Consider the following 14,525-nt stretch of genomic DNA (forward strand, 5'->3'; position numbering starts at 1 on the left):
GCCGCCACGTCCCGAACACGGGACCGCGGCAGCCGAACAGCACGACGACTCCGACAGCGGCGCCTCCTGGCGGGCCCGGCTGACCATCGCCAGGCGTGAAATCGGGTCGCTCCGGAGCGAGAAGACCATCGTCCTCGCCTTGCTCATCCAGCTGTTCGTGGCGACGTTCTCCTCGTTCCTCGTCGTCGGACTGGTGTCGCTGTACGACCCCGGCTCGGTCGAGGGTTACGAACTCGACATGGCCGTCACGGGCAACGCGTCCGACGAGGTCCTGGACGTCGTCAGGCGCCAGGGTGGTATCGACCCGACGCAGTACGCGACGGTCGCCGACGCCAGAGCGGACTTCCAGGACCGGCGCGTCGACGCGGTGATGGTCGCGACCCGGGGCGAGAACGGGACAGTGTCTGTGACGACCAGCGTCCCGAAAGAGAACCTGCGGACGACCATCATCGTCGTGCAGGTCAGGGACACGCTGGAGTCGATGGAGGAGAACCTCAGGCGCGAGTATCGGGGCAGCCTCGAACACACCGTACTGGAGGTGCCACAGAAACGTGGTTCCAGCCCGTACTTCGGGTTCACCTACACGGTGCTGGTGCCCCTGTTGATGTTCCTTCCCGTGTTCATCAGTGGCTCCATCGCCGTCGACTCGCTCACCGAAGAGATGCAACGTGGGACGCTCGAACTGCTCCGCGTCGCGCCCGTCTCGCTGGCGGATATCGTGGACGCGAAACTGCTCGCGACCGCAGTGCTCGCCCCACTGCAGGCCGCAGTCTGGCTCCTGTTGCTGTGGGTCAACGGGACGAACATCTCGAACTGGCCGATGCTCGTCGCCATCGTGGCCGGGCTCTCGTTCACGGTCGTCACGGTCGGCCTGACCATCGCCTTGCTCGCCTCCGACCGGCGGCAGGCGCAGTTCCTCTACTCGACCGGCGTGCTCGGTGCCATCACGGTCTCTGGACTCCTGCCCGAACACCCGGCGAACACCATCGCCAGGCTCGCCATCGGGAGTCCGGGGACGTTCACCTGGGCCTTCGCGGCCGGGTACGTCGCGCTCGGGGTTGTGACCTATCTCGGGATGCGCGTCGGGATGCGGTTCGTCGACGCCGAGACGGTGTGACCGGGTGGGTTCTTGCCCCCGGCGCGTCCCGGCCGCGTGGACTCACGTCTCACTGGCGTGACGCCCGACGTCGCGGACCACGACGCAGCCTTCGAGTTCTACGTTGACGACCTCGGCTGCCCGTTACGAGATTCGGGCCCGGGGATGTGACTACAGTTCCCGCAACACCATCGGGAGGGCCACCAGCTTCAGGCCCAGGACGACGAGGACGAAGAACCCGACGAGGGCGAAGAACTTCAACGCGGGGACCGGGTTCCAGCCGTCGTCGTCGTCAGCGTGGAACACGTCGTACGTCGCGCTCTCGCGGAGGGTCTCGCCGTCAGTGGTCTCGACGACGACCGTGATGGTTCGGTCGCCTTCCTGCATGAACCGGAAGGTGGCCTCGGTTCCTGTAGCCGTCGTTCCGTCCGGGAACTCCCAGGTGACGGATTCGATTTCGGCACCGCTGACGGTGACGCTGAAGTTCTCTGAGTAGTTGTACACCGCCTTCTGGGGACCGTTGATGGTGACCTCGGGCGAGTCGGACTCGTTCTCCTGCAGGGTGAGTGACTCCGAATCGGCAGCCACTGCGGGGGCGGCAACGAGGACCGCTGCGAGGACGGCGAGTCCGAGCGCGATGTGGAGGGAGCGCATATTTCACAGAAATCACGTCGGATAGTTAATCAATCTGGCGATGTTTTTCACCCCGGGGGCCGTCGCCCCGTCCATGGAGTACACCACGTTAGGTGACACCGGCATGGAGGTCAGCCGCATCTGTCTCGGCTGTATGAGTTTCGGGACCCCGGACTGGCGCGACTGGGTCCTCGACGAGGAGGAGGGCATCGAACTCGTGAACCGGGCGCTCGACCTCGGTATCAACTTCTTCGACACCGCGAACATGTACTCGGACGGCGAGTCCGAGCGCGTCCTCGGGAAGGCCCTGGAGGGCCAGCGCGACGAGGCCGTCGTCGCCACGAAGTGCTACTTCCAGATGGACGAGGACGACCCGAACTCGGGCGGGCTCTCCCGGAAGGCCATCGAACAGGCGCTGGAGGGGTCGCTGGACCGGCTGGGCATTGATACCATCGACCTCTACCAGATTCACCGCTGGGACTACGACACACCCATCGAACAGACCATGCGCGCCCTCGACGACGCGGTGCGTCGCGGGAAGGTCCGGTACCTCGGCGCGTCCTCGATGTGGGCCCACCAGTTCGCCGAGGCGTTGCACACCAGCGACAGTCTCGGCCTCGACCGCTTCATGACGATGCAGAACCACTACAACCTGCTCTACCGCGAGGAGGAACGCGAGATGCTACCCCTCTGTGAGAAAGAAGACGTCGGCGTCATCCCGTGGTCGCCACTTGCCCGGGGGTACCTCGCCCGCCCGCACGAGGAGTTCGACGCGACCGCCCGCGGCAAAAGCGACGAGCACGCGAAGGCCCACCCGTACTTCGAGGGCGGCGGCCGCGAGGTGAACGAACGCGTGCAGGAACTCGCCGAACAGGAGGAGGTCTCGATGGCCCAGATAGCCCTCGCGTGGCTGTTCTCGAAGGACACGGTCGACGCGCCTATCGTGGGCACCACGAGCATCGAACACCTCGAAGCCGCGGTCGAGGCGCTCGACATCGACCTCGCTGAGTCCGACATCGAATGGCTCGAAGAACCGTACGAACCGGTTCGCGTGTCTGGGCACGACTGAGCTGCGCCCCTATTCGACGATTTCTGCCTGCGCGTGGGTGTGGTGGTAGAACCGAATCCGGGGCCCATCGATTGGCTCGACACAGACCCGCTGGTAGCGCTCGTTGTCGAGGAGGTTTATCATGAGCCCGGACCCGTGGTCCGAGACGGAGTCGTACGCTTGCGCACAGACCGGGCAGGCCTCGGGGGCGTCCGCAGGCACGTCCATGCTCCCTGCTCGGGACCGGACCGAGATAGCCCGCTCGCCTACTGGAACTCGCTCGCAACCTCGCGGACCGTCTCGAACTCCTCGTCCGAGTAGGCGATGAACCGAACGTCGGTGAGCGTCCTGGGGTCGTAGGTCGAAATCTCCTCGCAGATGAGCCGCGCGCCGTCGGCGGTCTCGAAGCCGGCGACGCCACATCCAAGCGCTGGAATCACGAGCGACTCGCAGCCGCGCTCGTCGGCCGCGGCCAGCGCGTTCCGGGTCGCGTCGCGGATGCTCTCTGCCGTCGCCTGCCCGTCGCCGTAGTGGGGCATCGCGGCGGCGTGGATGACGTACTCGGCGTCGAGGTCGAAGGCGTCGGTCACCGCGACCGCGCCGAGGTCGACCGGTCCCTTCGCCATCGCGGCCTCGTTGAGTCCGTCGCCCGCACCGCGGCGGAGCGCGCCCGCGACCCCGCTTCCCATCCGGAGGCTGGTCCCGGCGGCGTTCACCAGCGCGTCTGCGGACTGCTGTGCGATGTCTCCCTGGACGACCGTGAACTCCATATCGGAGGATGGACGGGGGACGATGAAAAATCTCGCCATGGGGTGACACGAACTGATGGGGATTGCCCCCGCCTGTCGAACCGCAACACTTAGATTTAGGTTGGCCTAAAGGACACGTATGAGCGACGGGACGATGGACGAACTGGAGTCGGTTCCGCCGGTCCAGGCCAACGAGACCAGCCCCGGTCGCGTGGTCTTCTGCGAACACGACAACACCGACGGCTGGATCGCGACGGACTTCACAGTCGACGCAGACCCCTGAAAAACCGGAGAACAGCTCGACCGATCTCTTACTGGACGAGCGTGTCGTCTTCGAGGTAGTGGTGGAGCGAGTGGACGTACTCCTCCAGTTCGAGGAGCTGCTCGCGGAGCATGTGCGCGGTGGCGTGGTCGCCGAGGTTCGTGGTCACCTTGATGTGCTCGCGCATGGTCTCGATGATGTCGCCGCCCATCTCCATGTCGTTGTGGAGCGACGTGCGGATGTCGTAGACGTTCTCGTCCTCGGGCGTGACGGGCGAGGCGTCGGCCAGTGCCTGCATGCTGGCGATGGGGACGCCACCGAGCGCCTGGAGACGTTCTGCCTGCTCGTCGGCGGCTTCTTCGAGTTCGTGGGCGAACTCACCGAGGAACAGGTGGATATCGCGGAACTCGGCCCCTTCGACGTTCCAGTGGTGCTTGCGGACCTGGTGGTACAGGGTGTACGTCGCGGCGAGGTCTGTGTTCAACGCGTCGATGACCTGTTTCGCCTTCTGTTCGTCGAGGCGGAGCGGGTTCTTCACGACGCTGTCGGACTGTTGACGGATGGGTTTCTGGGCACTCATCAATCTATATACGTGGACTGATATCTTAAGCGTATGTCCGAGGTCTATCTTGCGGACAACTCCTCTCTTCTGGCTAACAGGTACTGGGATGTACCGGGCTGGACGGATAGCCCACGTAGTCGTGTGCGTTCGTGCGTGCTTCGGCCCTGCGGGGGGTGGGCGTTAATTCGCTCATGAGTAAATTTTTAGTTCTGGCGCTCCGATGTACTGGTATGGCTACGAAGACGGCACAGCGGAAAGAGCGGCTACTCGTCGGCGGCGAGTGGGTCGACAGCGAATCGACGCTCCCGGTAACCGACCTGGCCGACGGTGGGCACTTCGCGGAGGTCGTGGCTGCCTCCCCGGAACAGGCAGAGGCCGCCCTCGAATCGGCACACCAGATGAAAGAGACCCTCCGACAGACGACGCTCGTCGAGCGCGCCGAGTGGATGCTCGAGATCGCCGAGAAACTCGAAGCCCGCGAGGAGGAACTCGCGGAGGTCATCGTCCGCGAGGCTGGCAAGCCCATCTCTTCGGCCCGTGGTGAGGTCGGCAGCGCAGCCGAGCGCTTCCGGCGCGCCGCCGAGGAGATTCGCCACATCAAGGGGCAGTTCCGCGAGGGCACCACCGCGGGTCACGAGGGCTGGGAGGCCATCGTGAAGCACGAGCCCGTCGGGACCGTGCTCTGCATCACCCCGTACAACTACCCCCTCGCGACCACGGCGCTGCAGGTCGCCCCGGCGCTCGCCGCGGGCAACAGCGTCGTCCTCAAACCCGCGACGAAGACGCCCGTCAGTGGCGCCATCCTCGCGGAGGTCGTAAACGAGGTCGTCCCCGACGGGACGCTCAACTTCGTCACCGGCAAGGGTTCGGAAATCGGTGACATCCTCGCCGGCGACGACCGCATCAACGCGGTCGCGATGACCGGCTCCTCGGGCGCGGGCAAGCACGTCGCCAGGGAGTCCGGCATGGTCAACCTGCACATGGAACTCGGCGGGAACGCTCCCGCCGTCGTCTTCCCCGACGCTGACCTCGAGGAAGCCGCCGCGGCCGCCGCGAAGGGCTCGCTCAAGTACGCCGGCCAGCGCTGCTCGGCCGTCAGCCGCGTCCTCGCACACGAGGACATCCACGACGAACTGGTCGAGACCATCGAGGAGAAGATGGGTGACTGGGTCAAAGGCGACCTCTTCGACGAGGACACCGACCTCGGCCCCCTCATCTCCGAGGACCAGGCCGAGTGGGTCGAAGGACTCGTCGACGACGCCCTCGACAAGGGCGCGACGCTGGTCACCGGTGGCGAACGCGACGGCCGCGACTTCGAGCCGACCCTGCTCGCGGACGTCCCCCACGACGCCCGCATCGTCCATGAAGAGCAGTTCGGACCGGTCTGTGCCGTTACGAAGGTCGCCGACGAGGACGAGGCCGTCGCACTCGCGAACGAGGGCGACCTCGCCCTCGACGCCGCCGTCTTCACCGCGGACTACGACCGCGCGATGAACCTCGCGAACGTCATCGACGCCGGTGCGGTCCGCATCAACGGTGCCCCGAGCCACGGGCTCGGCGACATCCCGTTCGGCGGCAACAAGGACTCCGGTATCGGGCGTGAGGGCCTCGACGCATCCATCCACGCCTTCCTCCGGAAGAAGAGCATCGTCCTGTAAGCCGAGACGAGTCCCATAGCCTCGATTCCGTCTTCGCTTTCTCTCGATTCTCGTCTCTCAGGGGAGCTGGAACTTCGCGATGACGTAGCTTCGGTCGTTTGCCGCCCAGGTGATCTGGAGCATGGCGTCTGACGGCGCTCCACTCACGTCGACGGTGAGGCTGTCTCCCGCCGTCACGGTTTCGTAGTTCTGGCTCCACTGGGTGGCGGTCGCCTCCCCGTCGAGCGTCACGGTGAGGTTCGCCGCCTGCGCATGGTCTCCGCCCTCGTGTACGATCTCCACCGTGGACCCATCGGCTGCGTAGTCGAAGCTGAAGTTCACCTGCGGGGCGGCCTGGGTCTGCTGCCCAGACCCGCCCTCGCCGGGCGTGCCCTGTTGCAACAGGTCGAAGTCCTCGATGGGCTGTGAACCGGTCTGGGAGACGACCACACCGTCGGTCGAGGGGTCGCTCCACTCGTAGTCCGCCATCCCTCTCGTGTTCGAGGTCATGTCCGAGAGCGTGCTCTCGTCGGTACTGTCCGCGTCTTGGAACGCGATTGCGAGCGTGAGTTCGGCGTTTTGCTCCCCGAACGACCACGAGAAGGCGGTCAGTGTCGTCCCCCGTCGTCCGGGTTCTTCGGTGCCGCTGAACAGTTCCAGTGCGCCGCCGGAGACCACCCCGGCGAGGTCGGCATAGGGTTGCGAGGCGGCCGTCAGGCGGTCGGCCTCGCCTGCGTTCGCGTCGAGCGCGCTCCGGACCGCGGAGTCGGCACCGACCACGAGGGTCGTCCCGTCGACGGCGACGGTCTGGTCGTAGCCCTGGTACAGGGTCGCCCCGCGGTGGGTCTCCGTTTCGGTGTAGTCGCCGTCGGCCAGTTTCGAGCCCGGGTCGTCGCCGGAGAGCGCGATGACGCTCACGGTGCTCGACTGCACCGTGGCGTCGACCGACGAGGCGGGGAAGGGGAGCTGTATCTCGCCCGGGTCGTACACCGACGCGAGCTGGTTCCCGACGTCGTCCGCGAAGCTGTCGACCACCGCCTCCAGCCGCGAGGTGTCGGTGTAGAGGACGTTGATTCGTCGACTCCCGTCCTCGCCAGAGGCGGCCGCCGGGAGGTAGTTCGTGAGTGCAGAGCGCGAAGCGCCGCCACTGCCGCCGATTCCGGGAACGGAGTCGAGACAGCCAGCGAGAGAGCCGAGGGCGAGTGTCGAACCGAGACCTGACAGGAAGGTCCGTCTGTCGTGCATGCACTACACCTGTCACAGCATTATATATAACCGTCGTCATGTCTCTCGACCAGACCGGAGTTCGTGACGGTCCGACGGCGGTTTTTTCAGCCACTGCCGCGAACCGGTTGGCGTGACCGACCCCGCAGCCGACGCCAGAGCCGCCCTCCTCGACAGCTACGAGACCCTCATCTGCGACGTCGGTGACTGCGCAGACGCGGTCGCCGCGGCCTGGGAGGGCCCGCCGACCGACCGGCGGGAGGTCGTCGAGCCGCTGACCGCCCTGCTCCGCCGGCGCGGCATCCTGGCACAGCTCCCCGAGGTGCTCGCCTCGGCAGTCGACGCAGCGGGATACGACCTCCGGGCGGACCCGGTCCCGGCACCGCCGTACGTCGTCATCACGAGCACCGGGCCGGTTCTGCGGGCGACTGTCGCCGACGGTCGGCTCGTGGTCCGGGTCGAGTGCTTCGAGCTCGTGCCGGACGACGGCGGCGGGAAACCCCGGTACGGCAGGCGCGACGTTGCACCCGAAGACGCACTCTCTGTGACTTTCGTCCAGTCGCGGTAGTGCAAGCCGTACCGCCGAACGTAGCTTTTTGTCGTTCGCCACACTCACGGCGACCATGCACGAGAGCGCCGCCGAGTTCGTCGCCGAAGCCAGCGACCGCTACGGGTTCGACCCCGACGTGATGGAGTTCCCCGAGGGGACGAAGACCGCCGCCGACGCGGCCGACGCCATCGGCTGTGACGTGGCCCAGATCGGCAGCAGCATCGTCCTCGTCGCCGACGGCGAGGTGGTCGTGAGCGTCACATCCGGCGCGAACCGGGTGGACACCGACAAACTGGCCGAACTCGTCGGGGCCGAATCGGCCCGGATGGCGAACGCCGACGAGGTGAAAGAAGCGACCGGCTGGAGCATCGGCGGGGTCCCGCCCTTCTGTCACGCGAGCGACCTGCCGGTGTACCTCGACGAGACCCTGACCCGGCACGAGACGGTGTGGGTCGCGGCTGGAACGCCGACGACCGTCTTCCCCATCGCACCCGACGAGTTGCTCGAGTACTCGGGGGCGACGGTGGCCGACGTGGCGGAGTAGTGGGTCGAGCGCGGGACGACGCCGCAGTCTCCCCCTGAAGCACACCACCATTGCAAGTGAAACTCTGGCGCACGGCGTCGGGGCGATACCAGCAAGCTGGGAACCGCCACGCACCTTTATCCCCGGTCCACGTGACGTTCTAGTCGATGGGAACGTTGACAGGTTTGTTCGCGCCGGAGCGGGTCGCCGTGGTCGGGGCGACCGACCGCGAGGGCTCGGTCGGGCGTGCGATACTGGAGAACCTCCGCAGCTTCGACGGGGACGTCGTGGCCGTCAACCCGAGCCGGGACGAAGTGCTCGGGCAGGCGTGTTACGACGACTTACAGAGCGTCCCCGACCCCGTCGACCTCGCGGTGGTCGTCGTCCCGGTGAGATTCGCCGTCGACGTCGTCCGCGATGCCGGCGAGGCCGGTGTCCAGAACGTCGTCGTCATCACCGCCGGCTTCGGTGAGACCGGCGGCGACGGCGCGACCCGGGAACAGGAGCTGAAGGCGGCCGCCGAGGAGTACGACCTGAACCTCGTCGGCCCGAACTGCCTCGGCGTGATGAACACCGGGGTCAACATGAACGCGACGTTCGGCCCGGAGATGGCCCTGCCGGGGAACATCTCCTTTATGAGCCAGTCCGGCGCGTTCATCACGGCGGTGCTGGACTGGGCGAACGACCAGAACATCGGCTTCAAGGACGTGGTCTCGCTCGGCAACAAGGCCGTCCTCGACGAGACCGACTTCGTCCGCGCCTGGGGGGACGACCCCGACACCGACGTGGTGCTCGGGTACCTCGAATCCATCCAGGACGGCCGCGAGTTCATCGAGGCGGCCCGCGACACCACGAACGACACGCCGGTCGTCGCGGTCAAGTCCGGGCGCACCGACGCCGGGGCGAAGGCCGCCTCGAGCCACACCGGGGCAATCGCCGGCAGCGAGGCCGCCTACGAGGCCGGGCTCGAACAGGCTGGCGTCCTCCGGGCGGAGTCCGTCCAGGAGCTGTTCGACTCGGCCCGCGCGCTCTCGGGCCAGCCGCTTCCCGAGACCGACGAGGTCGCGGTCATCACGAACGCGGGCGGCCCCGGCGTGATGGCGACCGACGCCATCGGGGATAGCTCGCTGTCGCTCGCCTCGTTCACCGAGGAGACCCTCGACCGGCTCAAGGAGACGATGCCGGCGGAAGCGAACGTGTACAACCCGGTCGACGCCATCGGCGACGCCGACATCGAGCGTTTCGAGACGGCCATCGACATCGTGCTGGACGACCCGAACGTCGCGGCGGCGGTCGTGGTCAGCGCGCCGACCGCGGTGCTCGACTACGCCGACCTCGCGGACGTGGTCGTCGAGAAACAGGCCGAGTACGAGAAACCGACGCTCACGTGCCTGATGGGCGGGAAACGAACCGGCCCGGCCGCAGAGACCCTGCGCGAAGCGGGCATCCCGAACTACTTCGACCCGGCCCGCGCCGTCGACAGCATCGACGCGCTGGCCCGGTACCGCCGCATCCGGGACACCGAGTATCAGCCGGCCACCGAGTTCGACGTGGACCGCGAGGCCGCCCGCGAGGTGCTGGAACAGGCCAAGATTCGGGACGACAACCGCCTCGGTGTCGAGGCGATGGAGCTGCTCGACGCGTACGGTATCCCGACGCCCGACGGTGCAGTCGTCGATTCCCCGGGCGAGGCGGTCCAGACCGCGGCCGACATCGAGGGTCCGGTCGTCATGAAGATAGTCAGCCCGGACATCCTGCACAAGTCCGACATCGGCGGGGTGAAAGTCGGCGTCGAGACCGACGACGTGGCCGACGCCTTCGAGGACCTCATCACCCGTGCCCGGAACTACCAGCCAGACGCACAGATTCTGGGCGTGCAGGTGCAGGAGATGGTCGACCTGGACGACGGGACCGAGACCATCGTCGGGGTCAACCGCGACCCGCAGTTCGGTCCCCTCGTCCTGTTCGGCCTCGGCGGCATCTTCGTCGAGGTGCTGGAGGACACCACCCTGCGGGTCGCGCCCGTCTCCGAACCGGAGGCGCGCGACATGATAGACGACATCCAGGCGGCCCCGCTGCTTCGTGGGGCCCGCGGCCGAACCCCGGCCGACGTGGACAGCGTCGTCGAGACCATCCAGCGACTCTCACAGCTCGTGACCGACTTCCCGCAGATACTGGAACTGGACATCAACCCACTGGTCGCCGGCCCCGACGGGGTTCAGGCGGTCGACATCAGACTCACCGTGGACACGGAGGACCTATGAAATCGTTACTCGTCACCGCGAACGCAGAGAGCACCGGCAAGACAGCTATCACCCTCGCCCTCGCCAGAATCGCCAGGGAGCGAAACGGCAGCGTGGGCTACATGAAACCGAAGGGCACGCGCCTGCAGTCGAACGTCGGCAAGACGCTCGACGAGGACCCGATGCTCGCGAAGGAACTGCTCGGCCTCGACGCCGAGATGCACGAACTCGAACCCGTCGTCTACTCGCCGACGTTCATCCAGCAGGTGATTCGCGGCCGCGAGGACGCCGACGAGGTGCGCGAGCGAATCCGCGAGGCGTACGACGCCCTCGCGGCCGATTACGACCAGCTGTTCCTCGAAGGTGGTGGCCTCAGTACGGGGAACATCATCGACATCGCCGACGGTGACATCGCCGAACTCGTCGACGCCGAGGTGTTGCTGGTCTGCTCGTACGACCGCATCAACGACGTCGACGAGGTGCTCGCGGCAGTCGACGACGTGGGCGAGGACCGCCTCCGCGGCGTCGTGTTCAACCGCGTCCCGGACGGCGTGTACGAGGAACTCGACGACGACGTGGTGCCGTTCCTCGAACAGCGCGGCGTCCCGGTCGTGGGAATCATCCCGCGCGAGAAGCACCTCGCTGGCGTGACGGTGCAAGAACTCGCCGACGAACTCGGTGCCGATGTCCTCACGGACGTCGAGATGGACGGCTTCGTCGAACGGTTCAGTGTCGGTGCGATGGGAGCCGACGCCGCGCTGCGCGGCTTCCGACGGACGAAAGACGCCGCGGTCATCACTGGCGGTGACCGCGCCGACATCCAGTCGGCCGCGCTCGAAGCACCCGGCGTGAAGTGTCTCATCCTGACCGGTGGCCACCGGCCGTCGGGTGCCGTGCTGGGCAAGGCCGCCGAGAAGGGCGTCCCCATCATGGTCGTGCAGGCGAACACCATCACGACGGTCGAACGCGCCGAAGACGTCGTTCGCGTCGGTCGGACCCGTGACGAGGAGACCGTCAAGACGATGGAGACGTTACTCCGCAACCACGCCGACGTCGACGCCCTGCTCTGAGGCCGCGAGCGTATTATTTCCCTGACAGAATCTTAGGCCCGGAGCATTAGAGGCAGGCGGCAGTCCGTCGGAACATGGAACTCTCGTCCTGGCTCGTCCTCGCGGGCGCAGTTATGTTCGTGATTCCGGAACCGATAACCTCCGTCCTCGGCGCGCTCACGGCGCTCGTCGGACTCGTGTTACGATACGGGTTCGGCCTCTGACCGTCGGAACGCCGCGGTCGATGCGGAACCGGCGCCGTCGCGTCGTGAACCCGCATGTGCCAACACCTTTTTTAAGTCCGGTCACGGATGGCCAGAAAGTGACGCAGACGAATCGCGCGGGCGACCCTGGTGGTCGGCCGTGATAACGGAGGAGACGTACTGGCTCCTCGTCCAGGCTGTGACGGTGCTCAACATCGTCGTCCTGAGCGTCGGCTTCGTGCTGTCGCTCATCGCGGTCCGTGGCTACAGCGGTGCGCCCATCAACCGGATGCTCAAACCCATGCCGCTCGTCTTCGGTGCGTTCATCCTCACGAACGCGCCGGTCGCCGCTTTCTACCTCTTCGAGTTGCCGCACTTCCGGGTGCTGTTCAGCGTCGTGTTCACGGTCGCCGTGCTCGCGGCGGTCGTCGCGGCCCTGCAGGCGGTGTACCTGCTGACCGAACGGAGGGACCTCTGAATGGTCCTCGACCTGTTGCTTTCGAACCCGTTCCAGGTCGTCACCGCCCTCCACATCGCGCTGTTCCTCGCCGCCTCGCTGTTGCTGCTCTACCCTGCCATCGCGTACGCCCAGAACGTCGCCTACACCGAGGGCATCGTCGGCCTCTCGGTCGGCCTGTTCCTCGTGACGGTCGCGAACGTCGTCGGACTCCTCATCGACTACGACGTCATCCTCCCCGACATCTACAGTTCGTTCCTCATCACGAGCGTCCTGAACCTCGGCGCGTCGATCTGTGCCACCATCGGCATCTACTACTTCGCCAGACAGTTCATCGACACCGGGCAGTCGTCGCTCGACGTCGAGACCCAGACGACCACGACGACCACCAACGGAGGCTTCGAAGATGCGGACGACGATTGACTCCGAGCCGGTGATGGTCGACGCGGGCACGCAGGCGCTCGTACTCATCTCCTCGTTGCGGTCGCCGCTCTCGCTGGTGCCCGAGTCGGCGTTCGAGAACATGCTCGTCGTCTCGACCACGCGCACCCCGACGAAGATAGAACAACTCGTCCGTGACCGCGGCGGCGACCCGAACAAGGTCGGCGTCGTCCCCGTCTCCGGGTCGCCGGTCGACTACGACGGGCCGATGTGGACCGCCTCGGTCGTCCATCCGAACGACCTGAGTGGCATCAACCAGCGGTTCTCACAGGGCATGAACTACGTCAAACCCGGCGAGGGCTGGGTGGTCTTCGACAACGTGAACGTCCTGTTGATGTACGCCGAACCGTCGGGCGTCCACCAGCTCGTCGAATCGGTCGCGACCCGGACCAGGGACCGGCGGGCGAGCGGGGCGTTCTCGCTGGTCCGTGACGCGGTCGCCGACTCGACCTACGAGCGATTCAGGGGCGTGTTCGACACCGAGATAGACCACCGCGAGTCGTGAGCGGGACTGTCTCCCCGTGTGCCTTCGACCCATCTCGGCGTGCGGTCGATGCGGTACTGACGTACAGCAGTCCCTACGAGGCGTCGAGGGGGTCGGTCTGTTCGCCCGTGATGACCTCCCAGGCGTCCGTGGGTGTGAGGATACCGACGACCTCGCCGTCGCGTTCGACCAGGGCGAGTTCCTCTCCTGCCGCCTGGAACTCGTCGATGGCGTCGGACACCGCAGTCTCGGCGGCGAGCGTCATCGGCGAGCCCGTACAGTCACTCATCTCTTTCTCACCCGCCCGGAGCGCCTCGAAATTTCGCAGCACTGCGGGGGCGTAGACTGCGCCGCGGTAGTCACTGAGACTGTCACCGACGAGCGGGAACCGGGTGTGGGGATGCTCGCGCATGCGGTCGAGGTTCGTCTCCACGTCGTCGTCGGTGCGCAGGGTCACCGCCTCGTCGATGGGGACCATGATGTCGCTGATGGGTTTCTCGTCTATCTCGAACGCTGCGAGCACCTCCTGGCGACGGTCCTGTGGCAGGTCGGACTTGCCGAGCACGTCGCCCATCCGGGTCCTGAGTTCGGCACGCGAGGAGAGACTCTCCTCGCCTTCCAGTTCCTCCTCGGCCCACGAGCGCGTCATCTCGACGCCGAACAGCCCGAGGATACCCTTCGCGATGCGGTCCGCAAGCCGGATGAACGGCGACATGAGCTTCGTCCACAGCGAGAGCGGGCGAGCGCCGTACTTCGCGGCCGTCTTCGTCCGCTCGACCCCGAAGTACGTCGGCGCCTGCTCGCCGATGACCACGTGCGCGAAATTCATCAGCCCGAAGGCCGTTATGGCCGCGATGGCGGCGTGTGACCCCGGCTGAGCGAGGCCGACCGCGACGAACAGGGGGTTGATGGCGGCCGAGAGGGCGGGCTCGGCGACGACGCCGAGGCCGATGGAACAGACGGTGATACCGACCTGACACCCCGACAGATATATCTCGAGCTCTTCGGTCATCTCCCAGCCGCGTTCGAGGCCGGGGTGCCCGGTGAACTCCGACCGGGGGAACTGCCGGATGCGTGTCATCGCGAACTCCGTCGCGACGAAGAACCCGTTCGCGAGCAGGAGGGCGAATCCAGCGAGGAGTCTGGCGGCGGTAAGCAACTCGCTCATCGAGAGACGGTGCGATTGCTGCCAACTTAGTAGTGGGGACTATTCCATCTGACCGGGAGACCTCGAAAGTGACGTGTCGTGTCCGAGCAGACGCTCGTCGGGTCAGAAACGAGGGGAAAAATCCCCTGTACGACGACCGACTCGGGCAGGGTCGGTCGTCGAGGGCCGGATTGTCAGAGGCACCCCGGCATACACA

Annotated in this window: 18 protein-coding genes; 12 read left to right on the forward strand and 6 right to left on the reverse strand. The window is 66.3% G+C overall.

Annotation, left to right across the window (positions count from 1 at the left end; translation table 11 throughout):
* The first annotated feature begins 79 nt into the window (after nucleotides 1-79).
* A complete protein-coding gene (locus ACSC1R_RS14700; protein WP_439028729.1) occupies nucleotides 80-1,117 on the forward strand; it encodes an ABC transporter permease in 1,038 nt (345 codons plus the stop codon).
* A gap of 150 nt (nucleotides 1,118-1,267) precedes the next feature.
* Here ACSC1R_RS14700 and ACSC1R_RS14705 read toward each other — a convergent pair whose 3' ends face one another.
* Complete coding sequence (locus ACSC1R_RS14705) at nucleotides 1,268-1,750, reverse strand: PKD domain-containing protein (RefSeq protein ID WP_439026475.1); 483 nt, start codon at nucleotides 1,748-1,750, stop codon at nucleotides 1,268-1,270.
* 73 nt (nucleotides 1,751-1,823) lie between these two features.
* Here ACSC1R_RS14705 and ACSC1R_RS14710 point away from each other — a divergent pair, with 73 nt between their 5' ends.
* The gene (locus tag ACSC1R_RS14710; RefSeq protein WP_439026476.1) at nucleotides 1,824-2,798 is read left to right on the forward strand and encodes an aldo/keto reductase; all 975 of its coding nucleotides are present in this window, start codon (nucleotides 1,824-1,826) and stop codon (nucleotides 2,796-2,798) included.
* Between the two features lie 9 nt (nucleotides 2,799-2,807).
* Here ACSC1R_RS14710 and ACSC1R_RS14715 read toward each other — a convergent pair whose 3' ends face one another.
* Together ACSC1R_RS14715 and ACSC1R_RS14720 are read right to left on the reverse strand one after the other, a co-directional pair.
* The gene (locus ACSC1R_RS14715; protein ID WP_439026477.1) at nucleotides 2,808-3,005 is read right to left on the reverse strand and encodes a hypothetical protein; all 198 of its coding nucleotides are present in this window, start codon (nucleotides 3,003-3,005) and stop codon (nucleotides 2,808-2,810) included.
* 38 nt (nucleotides 3,006-3,043) lie between these two features.
* Nucleotides 3,044-3,547 carry a macro domain-containing protein gene (locus ACSC1R_RS14720; protein ID WP_439026478.1) on the reverse strand — a complete coding sequence of 168 codons (504 nt, stop codon included), beginning with the start codon at nucleotides 3,545-3,547 and terminating at the stop codon, nucleotides 3,044-3,046.
* A 118-nt stretch (nucleotides 3,548-3,665) separates the two neighbouring features.
* Between ACSC1R_RS14720 and ACSC1R_RS14725 the strand changes: the two genes are divergently transcribed.
* On the forward strand, nucleotides 3,666-3,809 hold the full coding sequence (locus ACSC1R_RS14725; protein ID WP_439026479.1) for a hypothetical protein: 144 nt from the start codon (nucleotides 3,666-3,668) through the stop codon (nucleotides 3,807-3,809).
* A 28-nt stretch (nucleotides 3,810-3,837) separates the two neighbouring features.
* Here ACSC1R_RS14725 and dpsA read toward each other — a convergent pair whose 3' ends face one another.
* Entirely contained in the window at nucleotides 3,838-4,368 is a 531-nt protein-coding gene (gene dpsA, locus ACSC1R_RS14730; protein WP_439026480.1) for a DNA starvation/stationary phase protection protein DpsA, read from the reverse strand.
* 212 nt (nucleotides 4,369-4,580) lie between these two features.
* On the opposite strand from dpsA, the gene ACSC1R_RS14735 reads away from it, so the two are divergent.
* Nucleotides 4,581-6,008: an aldehyde dehydrogenase family protein gene (locus ACSC1R_RS14735; RefSeq protein ID WP_439026481.1), complete on the forward strand. Its 1,428-nt coding sequence runs from the start codon at nucleotides 4,581-4,583 to the stop codon at nucleotides 6,006-6,008.
* A 57-nt stretch (nucleotides 6,009-6,065) separates the two neighbouring features.
* Here ACSC1R_RS14735 and ACSC1R_RS14740 read toward each other — a convergent pair whose 3' ends face one another.
* Complete coding sequence (locus tag ACSC1R_RS14740; protein WP_439026482.1) at nucleotides 6,066-7,232, reverse strand: type IV pilin; 1,167 nt, start codon at nucleotides 7,230-7,232, stop codon at nucleotides 6,066-6,068.
* 112 nt (nucleotides 7,233-7,344) lie between these two features.
* Between ACSC1R_RS14740 and ACSC1R_RS14745 the strand changes: the two genes are divergently transcribed.
* The 8 genes from ACSC1R_RS14745 (at nucleotide 7,345) to ACSC1R_RS14780 (ending at nucleotide 13,182) form a co-directional block, all read left to right on the forward strand.
* Entirely contained in the window at nucleotides 7,345-7,779 is a 435-nt protein-coding gene (locus ACSC1R_RS14745; protein WP_439026483.1) for a hypothetical protein, read from the forward strand.
* A gap of 55 nt (nucleotides 7,780-7,834) precedes the next feature.
* Nucleotides 7,835-8,305, forward strand: a complete 471-nt coding sequence (locus ACSC1R_RS14750) for a YbaK/EbsC family protein (protein ID WP_439026484.1) — start codon at nucleotides 7,835-7,837, stop codon at nucleotides 8,303-8,305.
* Nucleotides 8,306-8,451: 146 nt separating this feature from the next.
* Complete coding sequence (gene acs, locus ACSC1R_RS14755; protein WP_439026485.1) at nucleotides 8,452-10,548, forward strand: acetate--CoA ligase alpha subunit; 2,097 nt, start codon at nucleotides 8,452-8,454, stop codon at nucleotides 10,546-10,548.
* Entirely contained in the window at nucleotides 10,545-11,597 is a 1,053-nt protein-coding gene (locus ACSC1R_RS14760) for a phosphotransacetylase family protein (protein ID WP_439026486.1), read from the forward strand. Before acs ends, ACSC1R_RS14760 begins: the two co-directional genes overlap by 4 nt.
* 74 nt (nucleotides 11,598-11,671) lie before the next feature.
* Entirely contained in the window at nucleotides 11,672-11,800 is a 129-nt protein-coding gene (locus ACSC1R_RS14765) for a hypothetical protein (protein ID WP_439026487.1), read from the forward strand.
* 139 nt (nucleotides 11,801-11,939) lie between these two features.
* Entirely contained in the window at nucleotides 11,940-12,257 is a 318-nt protein-coding gene (locus tag ACSC1R_RS14770) for a hypothetical protein (RefSeq protein ID WP_439026488.1), read from the forward strand.
* A complete protein-coding gene (locus ACSC1R_RS14775) occupies nucleotides 12,258-12,659 on the forward strand; it encodes a hypothetical protein (RefSeq protein ID WP_439026489.1) in 402 nt (133 codons plus the stop codon).
* Nucleotides 12,643-13,182, forward strand: a complete 540-nt coding sequence (locus ACSC1R_RS14780) for a DUF7504 family protein (protein ID WP_439026490.1) — start codon at nucleotides 12,643-12,645, stop codon at nucleotides 13,180-13,182. The genes ACSC1R_RS14775 and ACSC1R_RS14780 overlap by 17 nt, the downstream gene beginning before the upstream one ends.
* 73 nt (nucleotides 13,183-13,255) lie before the next feature.
* Here the strand turns inward: ACSC1R_RS14780 and ACSC1R_RS14785 are convergent, their stop codons facing one another.
* The gene (locus ACSC1R_RS14785) at nucleotides 13,256-14,329 is read right to left on the reverse strand and encodes a CNNM domain-containing protein (protein ID WP_439026491.1); all 1,074 of its coding nucleotides are present in this window, start codon (nucleotides 14,327-14,329) and stop codon (nucleotides 13,256-13,258) included.
* Nucleotides 14,330-14,525: the final 196 nt, after the last annotated feature.

The organism is Haloarchaeobius ordinarius, from assembly GCF_051801355.1.
Classification (GTDB): Archaea; Halobacteriota; Halobacteria; order Halobacteriales; family Natrialbaceae; genus Haloarchaeobius.